General features: G+C 64.9%; 16 protein-coding genes. 12 read left to right on the plus strand and 4 right to left on the minus strand.

Annotated elements, in window-relative coordinates; all coding sequences use genetic code 11:
• Window positions 1–13: 13 nt before the first annotated feature.
• The 3 genes from AAH991_RS31380 to AAH991_RS31385 form a co-directional block, all read right to left on the minus strand.
• Window positions 14–1855, minus strand: a complete 1842-nt coding sequence (locus tag AAH991_RS31380) for a DUF3732 domain-containing protein (protein WP_346229540.1) — start codon at window positions 1853–1855, stop codon at window positions 14–16.
• 130 nt (window positions 1856–1985) lie between these two features.
• Window positions 1986–2471 (minus strand): three component ABC system middle component, encoded by a 486-nt coding sequence (locus tag AAH991_RS40555; protein WP_428834056.1) that lies wholly within the window; start codon window positions 2469–2471, stop codon window positions 1986–1988.
• 9 nt (window positions 2472–2480) lie between these two features.
• Entirely contained in the window at window positions 2481–3680 is a 1200-nt protein-coding gene (locus AAH991_RS31385; RefSeq protein WP_346229541.1) for an ABC-three component system protein, read from the minus strand.
• 134 nt (window positions 3681–3814) lie between these two features.
• On the opposite strand from AAH991_RS31385, the gene AAH991_RS31390 reads away from it, so the two are divergent.
• Window positions 3815–4375: an NUDIX hydrolase gene (locus tag AAH991_RS31390; RefSeq protein WP_346229542.1), complete on the plus strand. Its 561-nt coding sequence runs from the start codon at window positions 3815–3817 to the stop codon at window positions 4373–4375.
• Here AAH991_RS31390 and AAH991_RS31395 read toward each other — a convergent pair.
• Window positions 4356–5573: an NsdA family TPR-like regulatory protein gene (locus AAH991_RS31395; RefSeq protein ID WP_346229543.1), complete on the minus strand. Its 1218-nt coding sequence runs from the start codon at window positions 5571–5573 to the stop codon at window positions 4356–4358. The two genes, AAH991_RS31390 and AAH991_RS31395, sit on opposite strands and share 20 nt — an antisense overlap.
• A gap of 121 nt (window positions 5574–5694) precedes the next feature.
• Here AAH991_RS31395 and AAH991_RS31400 point away from each other — a divergent pair, with 121 nt between their 5' ends.
• The 11 genes from AAH991_RS31400 (at window position 5695) to AAH991_RS31450 (ending at window position 13469) form a co-directional block, all read left to right on the plus strand.
• Window positions 5695–6105 (plus strand): hypothetical protein, encoded by a 411-nt coding sequence (locus AAH991_RS31400; protein WP_346229544.1) that lies wholly within the window; start codon window positions 5695–5697, stop codon window positions 6103–6105.
• A 68-nt stretch (window positions 6106–6173) separates the two neighbouring features.
• Window positions 6174–6404 (plus strand): hypothetical protein, encoded by a 231-nt coding sequence (locus AAH991_RS31405; RefSeq protein ID WP_346229545.1) that lies wholly within the window; start codon window positions 6174–6176, stop codon window positions 6402–6404.
• Between the two features lie 91 nt (window positions 6405–6495).
• Window positions 6496–7212, plus strand: a complete 717-nt coding sequence (locus AAH991_RS31410; RefSeq protein WP_346229546.1) for a GntR family transcriptional regulator — start codon at window positions 6496–6498, stop codon at window positions 7210–7212.
• A 123-nt stretch (window positions 7213–7335) separates the two neighbouring features.
• Window positions 7336–7767, plus strand: a complete 432-nt coding sequence (locus tag AAH991_RS31415) for a plasmid replication, integration and excision activator (protein ID WP_346229547.1) — start codon at window positions 7336–7338, stop codon at window positions 7765–7767.
• Window positions 7767–8096, plus strand: coding sequence for a 4a-hydroxytetrahydrobiopterin dehydratase family protein (locus AAH991_RS31420; protein ID WP_346229548.1), 330 nt, complete (start codon window positions 7767–7769; stop codon window positions 8094–8096). Before AAH991_RS31415 ends, AAH991_RS31420 begins: the two co-directional genes overlap by 1 nt.
• Window positions 8097–8183: 87 nt before the next feature.
• Window positions 8184–9623 carry an FtsK/SpoIIIE domain-containing protein gene (locus tag AAH991_RS31425; RefSeq protein ID WP_346229549.1) on the plus strand — a complete coding sequence of 480 codons (1440 nt, stop codon included), beginning with the start codon at window positions 8184–8186 and terminating at the stop codon, window positions 9621–9623.
• Complete coding sequence (locus AAH991_RS31430; RefSeq protein WP_346229550.1) at window positions 9616–9771, plus strand: hypothetical protein; 156 nt, start codon at window positions 9616–9618, stop codon at window positions 9769–9771. Before AAH991_RS31425 ends, AAH991_RS31430 begins: the two co-directional genes overlap by 8 nt.
• Complete coding sequence (locus AAH991_RS31435; RefSeq protein ID WP_346229551.1) at window positions 9768–11384, plus strand: replication initiator; 1617 nt, start codon at window positions 9768–9770, stop codon at window positions 11382–11384. The genes AAH991_RS31430 and AAH991_RS31435 overlap by 4 nt, the downstream gene beginning before the upstream one ends.
• Entirely contained in the window at window positions 11381–11572 is a 192-nt protein-coding gene (locus tag AAH991_RS31440; RefSeq protein WP_346229552.1) for a helix-turn-helix transcriptional regulator, read from the plus strand. The genes AAH991_RS31435 and AAH991_RS31440 overlap by 4 nt, the downstream gene beginning before the upstream one ends.
• A complete protein-coding gene (locus tag AAH991_RS31445) occupies window positions 11569–12930 on the plus strand; it encodes a tyrosine-type recombinase/integrase (protein ID WP_346229553.1) in 1362 nt (453 codons plus the stop codon). The genes AAH991_RS31440 and AAH991_RS31445 overlap by 4 nt, the downstream gene beginning before the upstream one ends.
• Window positions 12931–12956: 26 nt before the next feature.
• Window positions 12957–13469, plus strand: coding sequence for a hypothetical protein (locus tag AAH991_RS31450; RefSeq protein ID WP_346229554.1), 513 nt, complete (start codon window positions 12957–12959; stop codon window positions 13467–13469).
• Window positions 13470–13585 lie beyond the last annotated feature (116 nt).

A 13585-nucleotide genomic window follows, 5' to 3' on the forward strand; every position in this document is an offset into this window, starting at 1 on the left:
AGCCGCCGATAATTTAGCGAGAGGATAGCCACTCCTCCGGAACTAGTTTGCGCCCATCGCGCCAATTGTGAGTGATCGAATCCTGGAACCACTGCTCTGGCAGATTTGCGTGATCGCAAACAATCACTTGAAGAGCTGGAGCAAGCTCGTGTACGACATCCCGGATCAGCTCGAACATGCGACGGACGGCCTCCCTATCCGCATCTGACTCCGCGATACCCGTGCGGCGAGCCACTTCAGATGGGTAATAGGCTTGAGTTGGCTGGTCAAGCATCAAGAAGCGAGGTACGGGCCGTGTCTGCCGGACGAAATGACGGTGCAGCGCTAGATGTGTGACTAAATGGTATCCGATCCAATTAGCCGCGCTGCCGATACGGAATAGGGGAACGGGACCGCGTTCTGTATCGGTAACTACTGTAAGCCGTGCAAGGTCGAGTCGAACGACCTCGCCGCTGTGTTCTAGCCCTAGCCTTTTCGCGTAAGACGTCATGTCGCGGCCGACCGACAGTAAGCGGGAGGTTAACTGCTCGCGATCCTCATTGTCGTCCAATTCTGCCTCAAGCGCTTGAACCATCGCTGCGTAAGTGGCGACTTCTTCTTGAAGACGCGCTAGCTCAACGTCTCCCGCGGATGAAAGACGTGCGAGGGTAGCATCAATGCGCCCGCGGATGAAGTCGCGTGAGTCGCCACCGCTCTCCTGGCCCACTCGATCCGCGGCCAGCAAAGCATTCAACGCTGCTTCGATACTACTGAGCTGCTCTCTGAGGGATGAGGCTTCATTGTCCAAACGCTCCAGAGCCGCCCGCTGAGCGGGCCGTGCCTGGGAGATACTGCCTAACTCCTCACGTAGGCGTTCTAGGCTGGCTCGCATTGTCATTGCTGTCGGATCTGGCTCGCGCATGTTCTGCCCGCAGGCCGGACAGCGGTGCTCCTGATTCGCGATGCCGTCGCTATCGTCTCCATTGGCCAGCGGTGGATCGATCAAGTCGAGGCTACTCAGCCGGCTAATTTGAAGCTCCAATGACTCTTCATAGCCGCCGAGGCCGTCACGTTGGTCAAGTAGGAGTGCACGTTCAGACATCACCCGTCGCAGGGCGCGTTGCAGCGCGTCCCGCTCACGCTCCAGAGCGACTCTTCGATCCTGCTCCTGGAGCACTTCAGAGGCCTGCCGTTCGCGAGGTGCCGGAACTCGAGCGGCCTGAAGTACCCGAATCAATTGGGCATGATCCGTGATGTCCTCATCGGGCACCAGGTTGACAGCTCGGGCTTCGGCTAGTAGAGCACGTAATTCCGTATCAATCGTCGCCGATGCTAGTTGGGCCGCCCGCAGCGTGGCCTCTCCCCTTTGTAGGGCGCGTCGAGCGTCACGCAGCCTCGCTCGTTTGAGCGCCTGGTCATGCGGGACCGCTCCAAGGAAGTACGGGATGGTGTCTCTTAGGGCATCTTCGATGCCTCGCTCACCCTGTCTGTGGAAGATTGCGTTCGCACTTGCAATCTCATTCTGAGTCTGTAGACACAGCAGAGCTGCATGACCGAGGTTTGCCTCTAACGGTGCGCGCAGCGAGCGTGTTCCAGGGTCTGAGAGGTTCTCCTCGATACCGATACGCCGACCGAGTTGCTCCCGCAATGTAGCTGAGTCAGTGTTCACCACAAGATCCTGAAAATCAGGAAGGGCGGGTCCCATGCCGAACTCGAGCATGGCCTGTTGGGTGGACGCCTTACCTACTGCAGGCGCCGGCCTCGCGATGAAAGCCTGGCCCTTGTCTAGCTGCCAGAGCGTTCCGTACCAGGCGACCGTGTCGGTGATGGGACCGACTGGAACGCGCATGGTGTCGCGCCCCAGGCAGTACTCCACGATGGTCAGCAGAGCGCTCTTACCTGTCTGGGACTCTCCTGTAACGATGTTCAACGCCCCAGGAGTGAAGGGGACACGGCGAGTACGACCGTCTCGGTTGTAAAGGATCAAGGAGAGTAACTGCACTGGATCAGGGTGCCACACCGAGCAGGGCGAATGCAGTACTTGGCTGATCGATCTTCGTCAGCCACTTACCTACAAAACCGGCAGATCGCACAACTGCCGCAAGGTCGCTGCCTCGCTGTGGTCGTGCAGAGGATGAGAGTGCGCCGAGTAATCCTCCGCCTTGGGTAACTGACAAGAAGCCGTTGGCCAGCCCAAACCGCAGCCCCTCACGCACCGGCTCTACGAGAGATCGAGCCCGTTGAGGAAAGCCGGAGCGAAGTACAGGGTTATTCGTAACCCAAGTTGCAAGGTGAGAGCGAGTGTCTCTGGGTAAAGCCTCGCGTGTCTCACGGTGCAACACTAGTGGGGCGATCAGGAACGCGAGCGCCCAGGGCATCTCCTTATCTGAGGCTCGACGATACTCGCTGGCGGCAGCTGCGGTCACCACGCCTAGCAGTGCAGGGTTCAACAGGGCAGCCGCCACGGGGGAACGTTCTGTCCAGAGAGTCATGGTGCTTCTCTAGGCCTGTGCGGTTGTAACTTTGGACAATAGCGCCTCTAGTCGGGTCTGAAAATCTGGGTGCCAGCCGATGTCTCCACGATCGGCTAGCTCATGACGCTTTCCCCGCGAGAAAAACTGATCATTATAGCGCTCGCGAACGGTGATGAATGTTGAGTCTCGCAATTTACGTAGCAGCTTCTTGCCGACTTCGATCTTTGTTGCCTCGTCCGCATCCGACCCCAAGTCCTCCCGCATGTCGGCCCATGCGCGGGACCACTCGTCGCGTAGGTTATCCTCAAAACGCTGCAGTTCGTGTAATCCGATTAGGTCTTCGGTTAGCCACTCGGTGGTTTGAGTTATCGCTCGATGGTAATCCACGATCGCTTTTCGCAGATTCGTGGTATTGCAGGCGACCCATCGTAGCTGGTGGACAAATGGGCGAGAATCGTAGATAGGGACTACGGTGTCCTCGTCTACGTCTGCGATCTCAACCATGGTGGGCAGATTATCGTCGTTGAATTGGCTGCGAAGGTCACCAATAAATTGGCGGGCCTCCCTAGCGCTCACTGACCGTCTGTTGCGGTTGAGCATGTCTAGCGAGACCTGAGCCCACCAGTGCCAAAGTTGCGCGAGGAAAAGTTTTTCGTGTCCGAGAGGTAGTGTGTAGTACAGCAATTGAGCTAGCTCATCGTCTAAGTCTTGCGCTGAAACCTCTCCGTCGACAACTGTTATCCGAGAAACGAATACTCGGCGCTCTGCCTCCGTTAGCGTCAGGTATCGCTCTCGAACTTTCTGTGTTGACTCTGACTTGGACGTTTTGGCGGCTTGCTCCAGTAATTGAAGTGCTTTTGCCGTGTCTCGGCTATCTTTCCTGAGGGCGAATGCAGCACTCCCGTCCTTTGCTATCGAAGTGCTGACCAGTACTAGCTGAGGTCCGTAGGGGTCTTTTGGGTTGGCGACATCCATCCAGACTTGTATGGTCTTCCAAATGTCCGCATCTTTGTCACTCAATCCAATATTTGACTTTAAGTGATGCTTGGTCTGGAGTAGCTCTTGCGGCGTCCCATTCTCTTCCCAGGAGACGTCATCATATAGCTCTAGGCTGATGGCACTATCGGGACGATTCGGCGCTTTGCGCAATAATTCGAGGAGGCACCAATTGACCTGATACAGGTAGCCGATCGCGCTGGTGGAGGCATCGTGCTGACCGGCCGTCATACTCCTTAGTCTGTACTCATGATCCGGCGCTGTCTAGAAGGATGCTGCAGGGAGCCGTGCTGCCAGTAGCTCGCGAGTCTAGAAGATCGACGCTTTCTGTGTACGTTGACCCAGCTGACCGGTAGCTTCGCTGTGTGGCTACCAATGAAGAGCGGTCGCGGTGGGTCGTGCATGGTGAGCGACTGATCTATGACAACCGGTGGATCCGGCTGGGCTTGGTGGACGTCGAGATCCCGGATGGTGAGCGGTTCGAGCATCACGCGGTGCATCTGGATCGGGCGGCCATCGCTGTGGTGGTCGACGAGCAACAGCGGGTGCTGATGATGTGGCGGCACCGGTTCCTGTTCGACCGGTGGGGTTGGGAGTTGCCGGGCGGCCTGGTCGACGCGGGGGAGGATCCGATGACGACGGCGGCCCGTGAGGTGGAGGAAGAGACCGGGTACCGGGTCAAGGAGATTGAGCACCTGGTGACCTATCAGCCGATGGCCGGCATGGTCGACTCCGAGCACAACCTGTACCTCGCCCGCGGTGCCGAGCTGGTGAAGGAGCCCAGCGGGGAGATCGAGGCGGACCTGATCGAGTGGGTTCCGATGAAGGAGATCCCGGACATGATCGCCCGGGGGGATATCTGGACCTCGGGAACGCTGGTGGGTCTGTATGCGGCCCGGGATCGGCTCAACGCAGAGCGCGGGTAAGTCGCCGGCTGAGTTCGTCGATGCGCTTGCGCTGTCGGCGTGAGCCGGTCATGGTCGCCAGGTGCTTCGCCCGCTGGATGTGGGGTTGGGCGGCTCCCGGGTCGCCCAGGGCCAGCAGGGCGTGTCCCAGGTCGCAGCGAAGTGCGGCCTCGGCGCGGTTGTAGGTGCCGTCCATCCCGGCCAGTGCCGACCGTAGGTCCTCGATAGTGCCGGGGTCGCCGAACCGGACGAGGCAGTTGCCGCGCCACCGGGCGAGGTGGTGGGTGTCGAGTGACAGGTAGGGCATGTCCGGGTCGCTGTGCCCGCTCGGTAGGAGAGCGGCGGCCTGATCGAGCGCGGTTCGGCAGGTCGCCTCGTCGCCGAGGATCGCGGCGGCTTCGGCCTCGGCCGCTGAAAGCCATGAGCGCAGCCGGGCGGGGATGCGGTCGCGGTAGGTGGCGTGGACGTATTGCAGGAGTTCGGTGGCGTGGGCGGGCTGTCCCAGGTCCATGAGGACGTATGCCTGTTCGGCGGAGACGTGGGCGATGACGGCGGGGTCGTCGGCTTCGCGGGCGGCGGCCTTGGCGTTCTCGTAGTGGTTCCAGGCGTCGTTAAGGGCGCCGGTGTTGATGGCCTGCCATCCGGCGAGTGAATCGGTTTGCGCGAGGACGTGGGCGAGTTGTGCGCGTATGCCGGGCCGTACGGCATGACGATGGGCGCGCTGTATTTGGGATATTTGGGCGCGCATTTTATCGGCGATGGCGGCGCTGCCGAGTCGGCGGTCCAGTAGGCGCAGATTGTTGGTGTCGGTATTGAGGATCATCACCATCGTCGGGTCGATGGCGGCGGCGGCCTCGATACGTGCAGAGAGTTCCTCGGCTTGCTCCTGGTGCTCGTCGCCGTGATCGCCAGTGGGAGAGGCGATATCGAGCGGGGCCAGGCCGAGCAGCATGCGGGCGTGGTCGGGCAGGCCGAGGCCGGCGGCGATGCGCTCATAGACCTCAAGGTCGGTGACCTGGCGCTGACCGCGCATGAGTTGACTGATCCGGCCCTGGGCGATGCCGGTGGCGGCGCTGAGGCGGACCTGGCTGGCCCCCGCGTACTTGACAGCGAGGTTGAACAAGCCCGCTACGTCGCGTTTTCTAAGGATTTCCCTGCTTTCTTCGCGGTCCCATACCCGTTCGGGTAGCTGGATCGGCTCGAAAGCGTTCCCGTGCATTCCGGCCTCCGGTCGTTCGCCCAGGCTGGTGGTGCATGGCTTGTGCTGAGAACTCTATATCTCCCGGTGATATATCCCGTGGGAATAGGACTGGATTCGTCTGCGATCCATTCTTTCCGGCATGACCACACCAGTTAAGTGCACCGCGTGCGACGGTCGCGGCTGGAAGATCGTCACTCGACGCGGGCAGGTTGCCGCCGTGTCGCTCGGCCTGGAGACCTCGTCTCGGGAGGACTGCCTGTACTGCGACGACGGCCAGGTGCTCGTGGAGATGTTCGAGTGGGAGGTCTTCGTCACCGCTGACGGGATCGACGAGCTCGGGCCGTGCGGGACCAGCGCGGGACAGGCAACCTCGATGGACGAGCTCCGCACGGCGCTGCGCCGAATGGACCCGGCACGGCAGCCGTGGGGGAGGATCACGCACCGGGTCTACGACTTCGGCACCGTGCCGGACGACTGGTCCCGCCGAATCATCTTCCGCGCGACGCTTGATGCGGCCGGACAGGTCCGGTTTGAGCGGACCGACCGGTGAGCAACAGGGCTCCGGCATGGGGTGGGCCGTGCCCGTCCCCGCATCTCCCGCCGTTGCAGAACGGGGCCATGCCGCTCGCCTGGCACAAGCCGGGACAGTTCGCCTGGTCGCGGGTGCTCGCCTGGACCTGCCACGAGCACCGCAACACCTGGTACGAGTTGTGCGCGGCTGGCGGCCTGGCCTACATCCGCCGGTACAAGGGAGATGAGTTGAAGCCGGAGGTAGCGCACACCCATGCCTGGCGGGAGGCTGAGGCGCGGGCGGTGTGGCTGGCGCTGCTGTCCGGGCGGGCTCAATAGCCTTCCCGCTGGTGGCTGAGGTCCTGACAGGCATTCGCTTAGCCGCTACTGTGCTTATGCAGACAAGTGGAAAAGTGATTGGGCGCTTAACATGAGCATGGACTTCGCCCCGCCGAAGTACGCCCAGGTGATGACGGCGATTCAGCAGCGTATCCGGGACGGGGAGTACGCGCCCGGCGACATGCTGCCCTCGGAGACGCAACTCGTCCGGGAGTTCGGCGTCGGGCGCACCACCGTTGTGCGGGCGCTTCAGACCCTTGCCATGCAAGGCTGGATCGAACGCGAACACGGCCGCGGCTCGTTCGTGAAGGGCCGCCCGGAAAGCCCCGCCGAGCGGGTACGGCCCGGCCTGTCGACGGCCGAGCATCCCGAGAACGCCGAGAACATCGTCAGCGTTGCCCGGGTGCCGGCCCCCCGGCATGTCGCCAAGCTGATGGGCGTCGACGAGCGAACCCCCGTGATTGCCCGTCACCGCGTCACGCGGCAGGGCGACCGGGTATCGGCGGCGGAAACCCTGTGGTTCCCCTTGGAGATCGCGCTGGGCACCGACCTGGACAAGCCCGATCCACTGCGCCATGGGGTCCGGCAGCACCTCCAGGCGGTCAAGCACCTGCGGATCGACCATGTCACCGAACGCCTGACCGCGCGCAAGCCGACCAGGGAGGAAGCCGAACTCCTCGGTTCCTCGTCCCCGGTGCTGGGCGTGCTGGCGACCGTGCATGACCCGGCGGGGAACGTACTCCTGGTGCTGAGTGTGGCCCTGCCTGGTGACCTGCATGAGCTTGAGGATGTCTATCAGGTGAGCTAAGTCTTACCCCGCTCGTCTCGCTCGGTTACTTGTGCGGACGAGTGGGCAAGACTTACAGTGGAACTCAGTCGGACAAGTGGACGAGCGCATGAGCTGCTCGTCCCGAGCAAAGGAAGCACGCACATGGCCATCCAAGGACCCATCCCGATCGCCTTCGAGCACGTCTTCCCGCACGGCTGCTACCTGGTGGGGGAGGTGGAGCAGGTCAAGGACTTCACCGCCTCGACCGGCGGGCGCACCGTGTTCGCCAAGGACAAGACCACCGGCGAACTGGTCTGGCAGGTCGCCGTCATGGACGCCAACCCGGCCGCCAAGCTCGCCCAGAAGACGGTCGCGGTGAAGATCGTCGCCCCGGTGCAGCCGGTCCCGCCGCCCTCCACACCCGGCCTGCCCATCACGCCGGTCGAGTTCGAGGGAATGACGGTCACGCCGTACGTCCACCAGACCACCGGACGCCTGGCCTACTCCCTGCGAGCGAGGAGCATGCGCGCTCCCCGCACCGGGGCCGCCTCGACCAAGCAGAGCGGCGCGGCCGGTAAGGAGGTGGCGGCCTGATGCTCCGCGACCCCTACACCTACGTCACGCTGTCGCTCAGCCCCGGCAACCCGGCCAACGTCGGCATCTCGTTCTACTCGCCCGAACTGCGTGCCGGGGCCTCGGTGCTGGACTCCGGACGGCCCTACTTCGCCATCACCAGCCCGAGCGTGGACGTGACCGTCTCGACCACCGCGGCCGGGCCGGTCACCCCCAGGGACGTCGAGATCGCCCGGCAGATCGTCCAGGCCGCCTCGCGCTACCTCGCCGAGTGCGAGCGCCTGGTCAACCAGCAGCCGGCCGACTCCGACCAGCTCGCCCTTCCCGGCGTCGACGGCTCGGCGGCCTGACACGCAAGCGGGGCCGCTGGAAGCGGGAACTTCCGGCGGCCCCTCGGATCTCCCACGCACGCCAATGCTTGAGAGGACTCCAGCCTAATGCTGAGAAGACTGCCCGGAGACGAGGCACGTAACCTCGTCTCCACCACCCCGGACACGGCCGTCGTCTTCCGCCCGGCCGTCATGCAAACCCCCGCCATCGTCACCATCGTGATCTGGCTGGCCCGCCTCCTGCGCGGGCTCGTCCGGACGCTCTGGCGGCACCCGATCGCCTGCACCGCAGCCGTAGCTCCGGCTGTGGTCACCCTCGCCTACGGGTGGCGGATGACGGTAGTCCTGGCCGGTTTCCTGCCCACGGTGGGCCTGTCGTGGGTGCTGCTGGAGCGGGACTCGTTCCTGCGCGTGGTCGGCTGGCCGCTGCTGGCCTGGTGGCGCCTGGTCTGGGTCTACCGGCGGCACTGGCAACCGGTGATGATCGTCTCCGGTCTCGGTCGGCACCTGCGCGGCCGGGACTACCTGCCCCGCCTGGTCAAGGTGCGGTGTACCTCCTGGGCCGACCTGGTCACCGTGAAGATGCTCAACGGGCAGGCGGTCAAGGACTGGACCGACCGGGCCGACCACCTCGCCCACGGCTTCGGCGCCCGAAGTTGCCGGATGTCCATCGCGCGAGCCGGTCGCCTCGTGCTGACCCTGCCCCGGCATGACCCCCTCGCCGAGCCGTTGCCCGCCATCCCCATTCCCGAGACGCCTTCGGTGGGGCCGGTTGAGATCGGCCTGTGCGAGGACGGTACACCGTACCGGCTCAAGGTCCACGGCACGCATGTGCTGATCGCGGGCGCGACCGGCGCGGGCAAAGGCTCCTACCTGTGGAGCGCCATCCGCGGCCTGCTCCCCGCGATGCGGGCCGCTCTCGTCCAGGTCTGGGCGCTCGACCCCAAACGGATGGAGCTGTCCTTCGGCCGGGCACTATTCGGTAGTCGCTACGCCGCTACCCCCGCCGAGTGCGCCGACCTGCTTGAGGCCGCTGTCTCGCTGATGCAGGAGAGAGCCGACCGATTCGGTGGCAACCAGCGCTCCCACACACCTACCGTGGCGGACCCCTTCGTCCTGGTCGTCGTCGACGAGGTCGCCTTCCTGACCGCCTACCAGTCCGACAAGGGCCTCCGAGAGCGAACCAAAGCAGCCCTCGCCACGCTCACCACACAAGGCCGCGCGGTCGGTGTCGGCGTCATGGCCGCACTTCAGGACCCGCGCAAGGAGGTCATGAACATCCGCAACCTGTTCCCCGACAAGATCGCGCTCCGGCTGGACGAGTCGGAACAGGTGGACATGGTCCTCGGCGACGGCGCACGCGACCGGGGCGCACTCGCCGACCACATCTCACCCGTCCCCGAACTCGGCGCGGGCATCGGCTACGTCCGGCTCGAAACCTCACCCGACCCGATTCGCGTCCGCGCCGCGTACGTCTCCGACGAGGACATCCGCGCCATGGTCGCCAGCTTCTCGACCGGCAGGGCGGGGGCGCATGCCCGTGGTTGAGATCTCTCACCTTCTCGACGAGCTCACCTGCGCGGCCTGCGGCACCCGCAACGCGCTGTGGCTCTACCCCATTCGGGGCGTCATCGAGTGCCGCGAGTGCGGCGAGAAGGCAACCGTGATCGTCGAGCCCTCCGGCGGTAACCAGTGACAGCCACGACCGACAGGACCACCCCTCGCGCCGTCCGCATGGCGATGCCGCTCGCGCGGGACGTGGTCGAGGAGATCGCCAAGCAGTACGGGGTGTGCATCCGCCCGGTTCCGCTTCGGCGGCAGGACATCCTCACCGGTCAGGTTGAGGTGATCGACGTGCCGTGTGGGGCGACGCTGGAAGGCAAGTGTCCGCCGTGTGCGAAGCGGAATCGGCAGTTGCGGCGGGCGCAGTGCCGGGAGGGCTGGCACCTCGAAGCCGAGCCGGTGAACCTCCCGGACAACGCCGACGACTATCAGCGCCATCTCGTGGAGTTGCGGGCCGATGCTCAGGCGTGGCGGGATGAGGTGGAAAAGGCCGGCGGTGACACCACCGATCTGGACGCCGCGATCGAGGACCTGGACGAGGAGATCAACCGGGCCGGGATGCGCGGCAAGGTCCTCGGCCGGACCAGCGGGAAGCGGTCGCGCTCGACCAAGCGGCGGCAGGACGCCCCGGATCTGCCCAAGCGGCAGATGACCAAGACCACGCTCGGGCGGACCTTCACCGGCTCGGACGGCAAGGTCTACCGTCCCTCGATGTTCGTGACCCTCACCCTGCCCTCCTACGGGCGGGTGCTGGAGGGTGCTCCGCTCGATCCGGACCGGTACGACTACGGGCAGGCGGCCCGCGACGCGCTGCACTTCTCCAAGCTCGTGGACCGCTTCGTGCAGAACCTCCGCCGGGTCGCGGGCTATGACGTGCAGTACTTCGCCACCGTCGAACCTCAGAAGCGGCTCGCCCCGCACCTGCACATGGCGATCCGCGGCACCCTCCCGCGGGCGGAGCTGCGGCAGATCATCGCGGCTACGTATCACCAAGTGTGGTGGCCCTCGACCGACGAAGTCCGCTTCGAGGGTGAGCACCTGCCGGTCTGGGAGGACGGGGCCGGCTACCTCGACCCGACCACGGGGGAAGTGCTGCCGACCTGGGAACAGGCCCTCGACCGGCTCGACCAGGACGACGAGGCCGAACCCCTGCACGTGCTCCGCTTCGGCGACCAGGCCGACATCAAGGGCGTGCTCGCCGGAACGCCGGACGCCGACCAACTCATCGGGTACCTGTCGAAGTACCTGACCAAGTCCCTCGGGGACGCGCTCGGCACCGACGATCCCCGCCGGAAAGCTCACGCCGAACGGCTGCTCGACGCGCTGCGGTTCGAGCCGTGCTCGCCGACCTGCCCGAACTGGCTGCGGTACGGCGTGCAGCCCAAGGGTGCCAAGCCCGGCATGGCCCCGGGCCGGTGCAAGGGCAAGGCCCACAAGCCCGATCACCTCGGCTACGCGGGCCGCCGCGTGCTCGTTTCCCGCAAGTGGTCGAACAAGACCCTGACCGAGCACAAGCAGGACCGCCGTACCTGGGTCCTGGAAGCGCTCGGCCTGCCTGAGGAGCCGGTCGACCCCCACCGCTACATCTGGCGGCCGGTCAAGCCCGGTGATCCCGAGCTGGCCCCCATCGGCGTACGGCTCCTGCGCGCGGTTCACGAACGCCAGCGCTGGCGCAACCACCTCGACCGGCTCCAGGCCGAGGCAGACGGGAGAGATCTTTCGGCAACTGAAGGGAGGGCGGCGTGAAGAAGGACGACAAGCTGATGACGGTCCCCGAGATTCTCGCCGAACTCGGCGGCATTTCCCGCCGCACCTTTTACCGCTGGCGTGAGATCGGCAAGGCTCCCGAGGGTCTGAAGCTCCCCAACGGCGAGATCCGCATCTACCGCAGCGAGTTCACCGCCTGGCTTGAGAGCCTCCGGGAGGCCGCGTGAACGCCTCCTACGACGTGAAGTTCTGGGAGACCAGGCGGAACAAGTCGAGCAAGAAACCGTCCTACGAGGTGCGCTGGAAGGTCGGCGGCCGGGAGAAGTCCAAGACCTTCGGGACCAAGGCGCTCGCGGACAACTGGCTGTCCGACCTCCGGCAGGCCGCCAAGCGCGGCGAGGCGTTCGACGTGGAAACCGGCCTCCCGGAATCCATGCTCAAGGCCAAGAAGGCGCGCACCTGGTACGCCTTCGCCGTCGCCTATGTCGAGACCCGCTGGCCTCACTCGGCGGCCAAGAGCCGGGAGGGCATGACGGACGCGCTGTCCAACGTCACGCCCGTGCTCACCAGCGACCGACCGGGCCGACCGGATGGCGAGACCTTGCGGCGTGCGCTGCGGGAGTTCGCCTTCATCCCGGCCGACCGTCGCCCTGCCCCCTCGCCGGAGATCGCGGCGGCGCTGCGCTGGCTGGAAGCGGCTTCGCTGCCTTTGACGGCATTGGAGGACGCCAAGCACACCAGGGCGGCCTTGGAAGCCCTCTCGCTGCTCCTCGACGGCAAGGCCGCCGCGGCGTCCACCTTCCGGCGCAAGCGGGCCGTGTTCCATCACGCCCTGGAGTACGCGGTTGAGCTGGAAGAGCTTTCGGCAAATCCGCTCGACCGGGTGAAGCTGCGCCGGACCAAGGCGAACGGCGAGATAGATCGGCGCGTCGTCGTGAACCCGGCCCAGGCGCGGGAGCTGCTCGTCGCGCTCACCTACTGCGGTCGTAAGCGCGGGCCGATGCTCGTGGCGATGTTCGCCTGCATGTACTTCGGCGGCCTACGCCCCGCCGAGGCGGCCGGGCTACGGGAGAAAGACTGTCACCTGCCCGAATCCGGCTGGGGCCTGCTGACGCTGGAGAGGACTCGTCCCCAGAGCAACAAGCGGTTCACTGACTCGGGGGAGGGCCACGACGAGCGGGGCCTCAAGCACCGGGACGACACGACAACGCGAGACGTCCCCATCCCGCCGGAACTGGTGAAGATCCTTCGCGCGCACCTGGAAACCTTCGGGACGGCGAAGGATGGCCGGCTGTTCCGGACGAGGACGGACGGGGTTATTTCGGGCTCGGCGTACGCGAAGATCTGGAAGCAGGCCCGCAGCTACGCCTTCACTCCCGAGCAGGTCGCCTCGCCGCTCGCGGCCCGTCCGTACGACCTGCGCCACGCGGCTGTGTCCCTCTGGTTGAACGCGGGTGTCCACGCTCCGGAGGCGGCTGAGCGCGCCGGTCACGGCGTGGACGTCATGCTGCGCGTCTACGCCAAGTGCATCGACGGACAACGCGAGATCGCCAACCAACGTATAGAGGGCGCTCTGGCCTCATGAGTGATCAATCGCGGAATACTGGTCTGGTGGAACTTTCCCCCGAGCTCAGGAATCGTCTGGCTGAGCTGAGGGGTGATCTCCTCTGGGGCCGCCTCTCCGGGACCGCGCCGGAGGCCGGTTGGTTGGCCTGCGAACTGATCGAAGCGGGGCTCGACTCTCCAGAGGTGTGGGAGTTGGCGGGCTGTGCGCTGTCCATTGGATCAATGACCGAAGTTGAGCCGCTCATCCGCGAGGTGATGACGGAGAGCGGCTTCCCACCCATCGATGTTCAGCGCACGCCATGGGAGGTCGCCCGCGACGTGGCGCAGGGCATAGCCGAGGGCACACTCCCCATCGGTAAGGGTGCGGACTTCCTGATCCTCGAACTCAGGGACAGGTGCGACGGTCCCGAGGAGATCTTCTGGCTGATGATGCTTATCGACGACTGGGAGGCAGTCCGGGCAACTCCACCGAGCGACGACGAACTCCGCCAGCAAGCACGAAAGATCGCGGACGTCGCAACCGACCGGCTTGAGGCGTTGAAAGATAAGGACTCGTAGAAGTGGGAACCACGCCAGCCCAGGGTCTCGGATCGCTCCGGGACCCTTCGGCGTTCCCGGGGCGGGTCTCATCCCGCAGAGGGCACGGAAAGCGCCGCGCGACCTGGGGAAACGCG

This window comes from Microbispora sp. ZYX-F-249 (assembly GCF_039649665.1).
Lineage (GTDB): Bacteria > Actinomycetota > Actinomycetes > Streptosporangiales > Streptosporangiaceae > Microbispora > Microbispora maris.

Excerpts from the sequence above, each read along its gene's own strand:
- AAH991_RS40555 (WP_428834056.1), bottom strand. The coding sequence starts at position 2,471 with ATGACTCTCTGGACAGAACGTTCCCCCGTGGCGGCTGCCCTGTTGAAC.
- AAH991_RS31385 (WP_346229541.1), bottom strand. The coding sequence starts at position 3,680 with ATGACGGCCGGTCAGCACGATGCCTCCACCAGCGCGATCGGCTACCTG.
- AAH991_RS31395 (WP_346229543.1), bottom strand. The coding sequence starts at position 5,573 with ATGCACGGGAACGCTTTCGAGCCGATCCAGCTACCCGAACGGGTATGG.
- AAH991_RS31400 (WP_346229544.1), top strand. The coding sequence starts at position 5,695 with ATGACCACACCAGTTAAGTGCACCGCGTGCGACGGTCGCGGCTGGAAG.
- AAH991_RS31405 (WP_346229545.1), top strand. The coding sequence starts at position 6,174 with ATGCCGCTCGCCTGGCACAAGCCGGGACAGTTCGCCTGGTCGCGGGTG.
- AAH991_RS31410 (WP_346229546.1), top strand. The coding sequence starts at position 6,496 with ATGAGCATGGACTTCGCCCCGCCGAAGTACGCCCAGGTGATGACGGCG.
- AAH991_RS31415 (WP_346229547.1), top strand. The coding sequence starts at position 7,336 with ATGGCCATCCAAGGACCCATCCCGATCGCCTTCGAGCACGTCTTCCCG.
- AAH991_RS31420 (WP_346229548.1), top strand. The coding sequence starts at position 7,767 with ATGCTCCGCGACCCCTACACCTACGTCACGCTGTCGCTCAGCCCCGGC.
- AAH991_RS31425 (WP_346229549.1), top strand. The coding sequence starts at position 8,184 with ATGCTGAGAAGACTGCCCGGAGACGAGGCACGTAACCTCGTCTCCACC.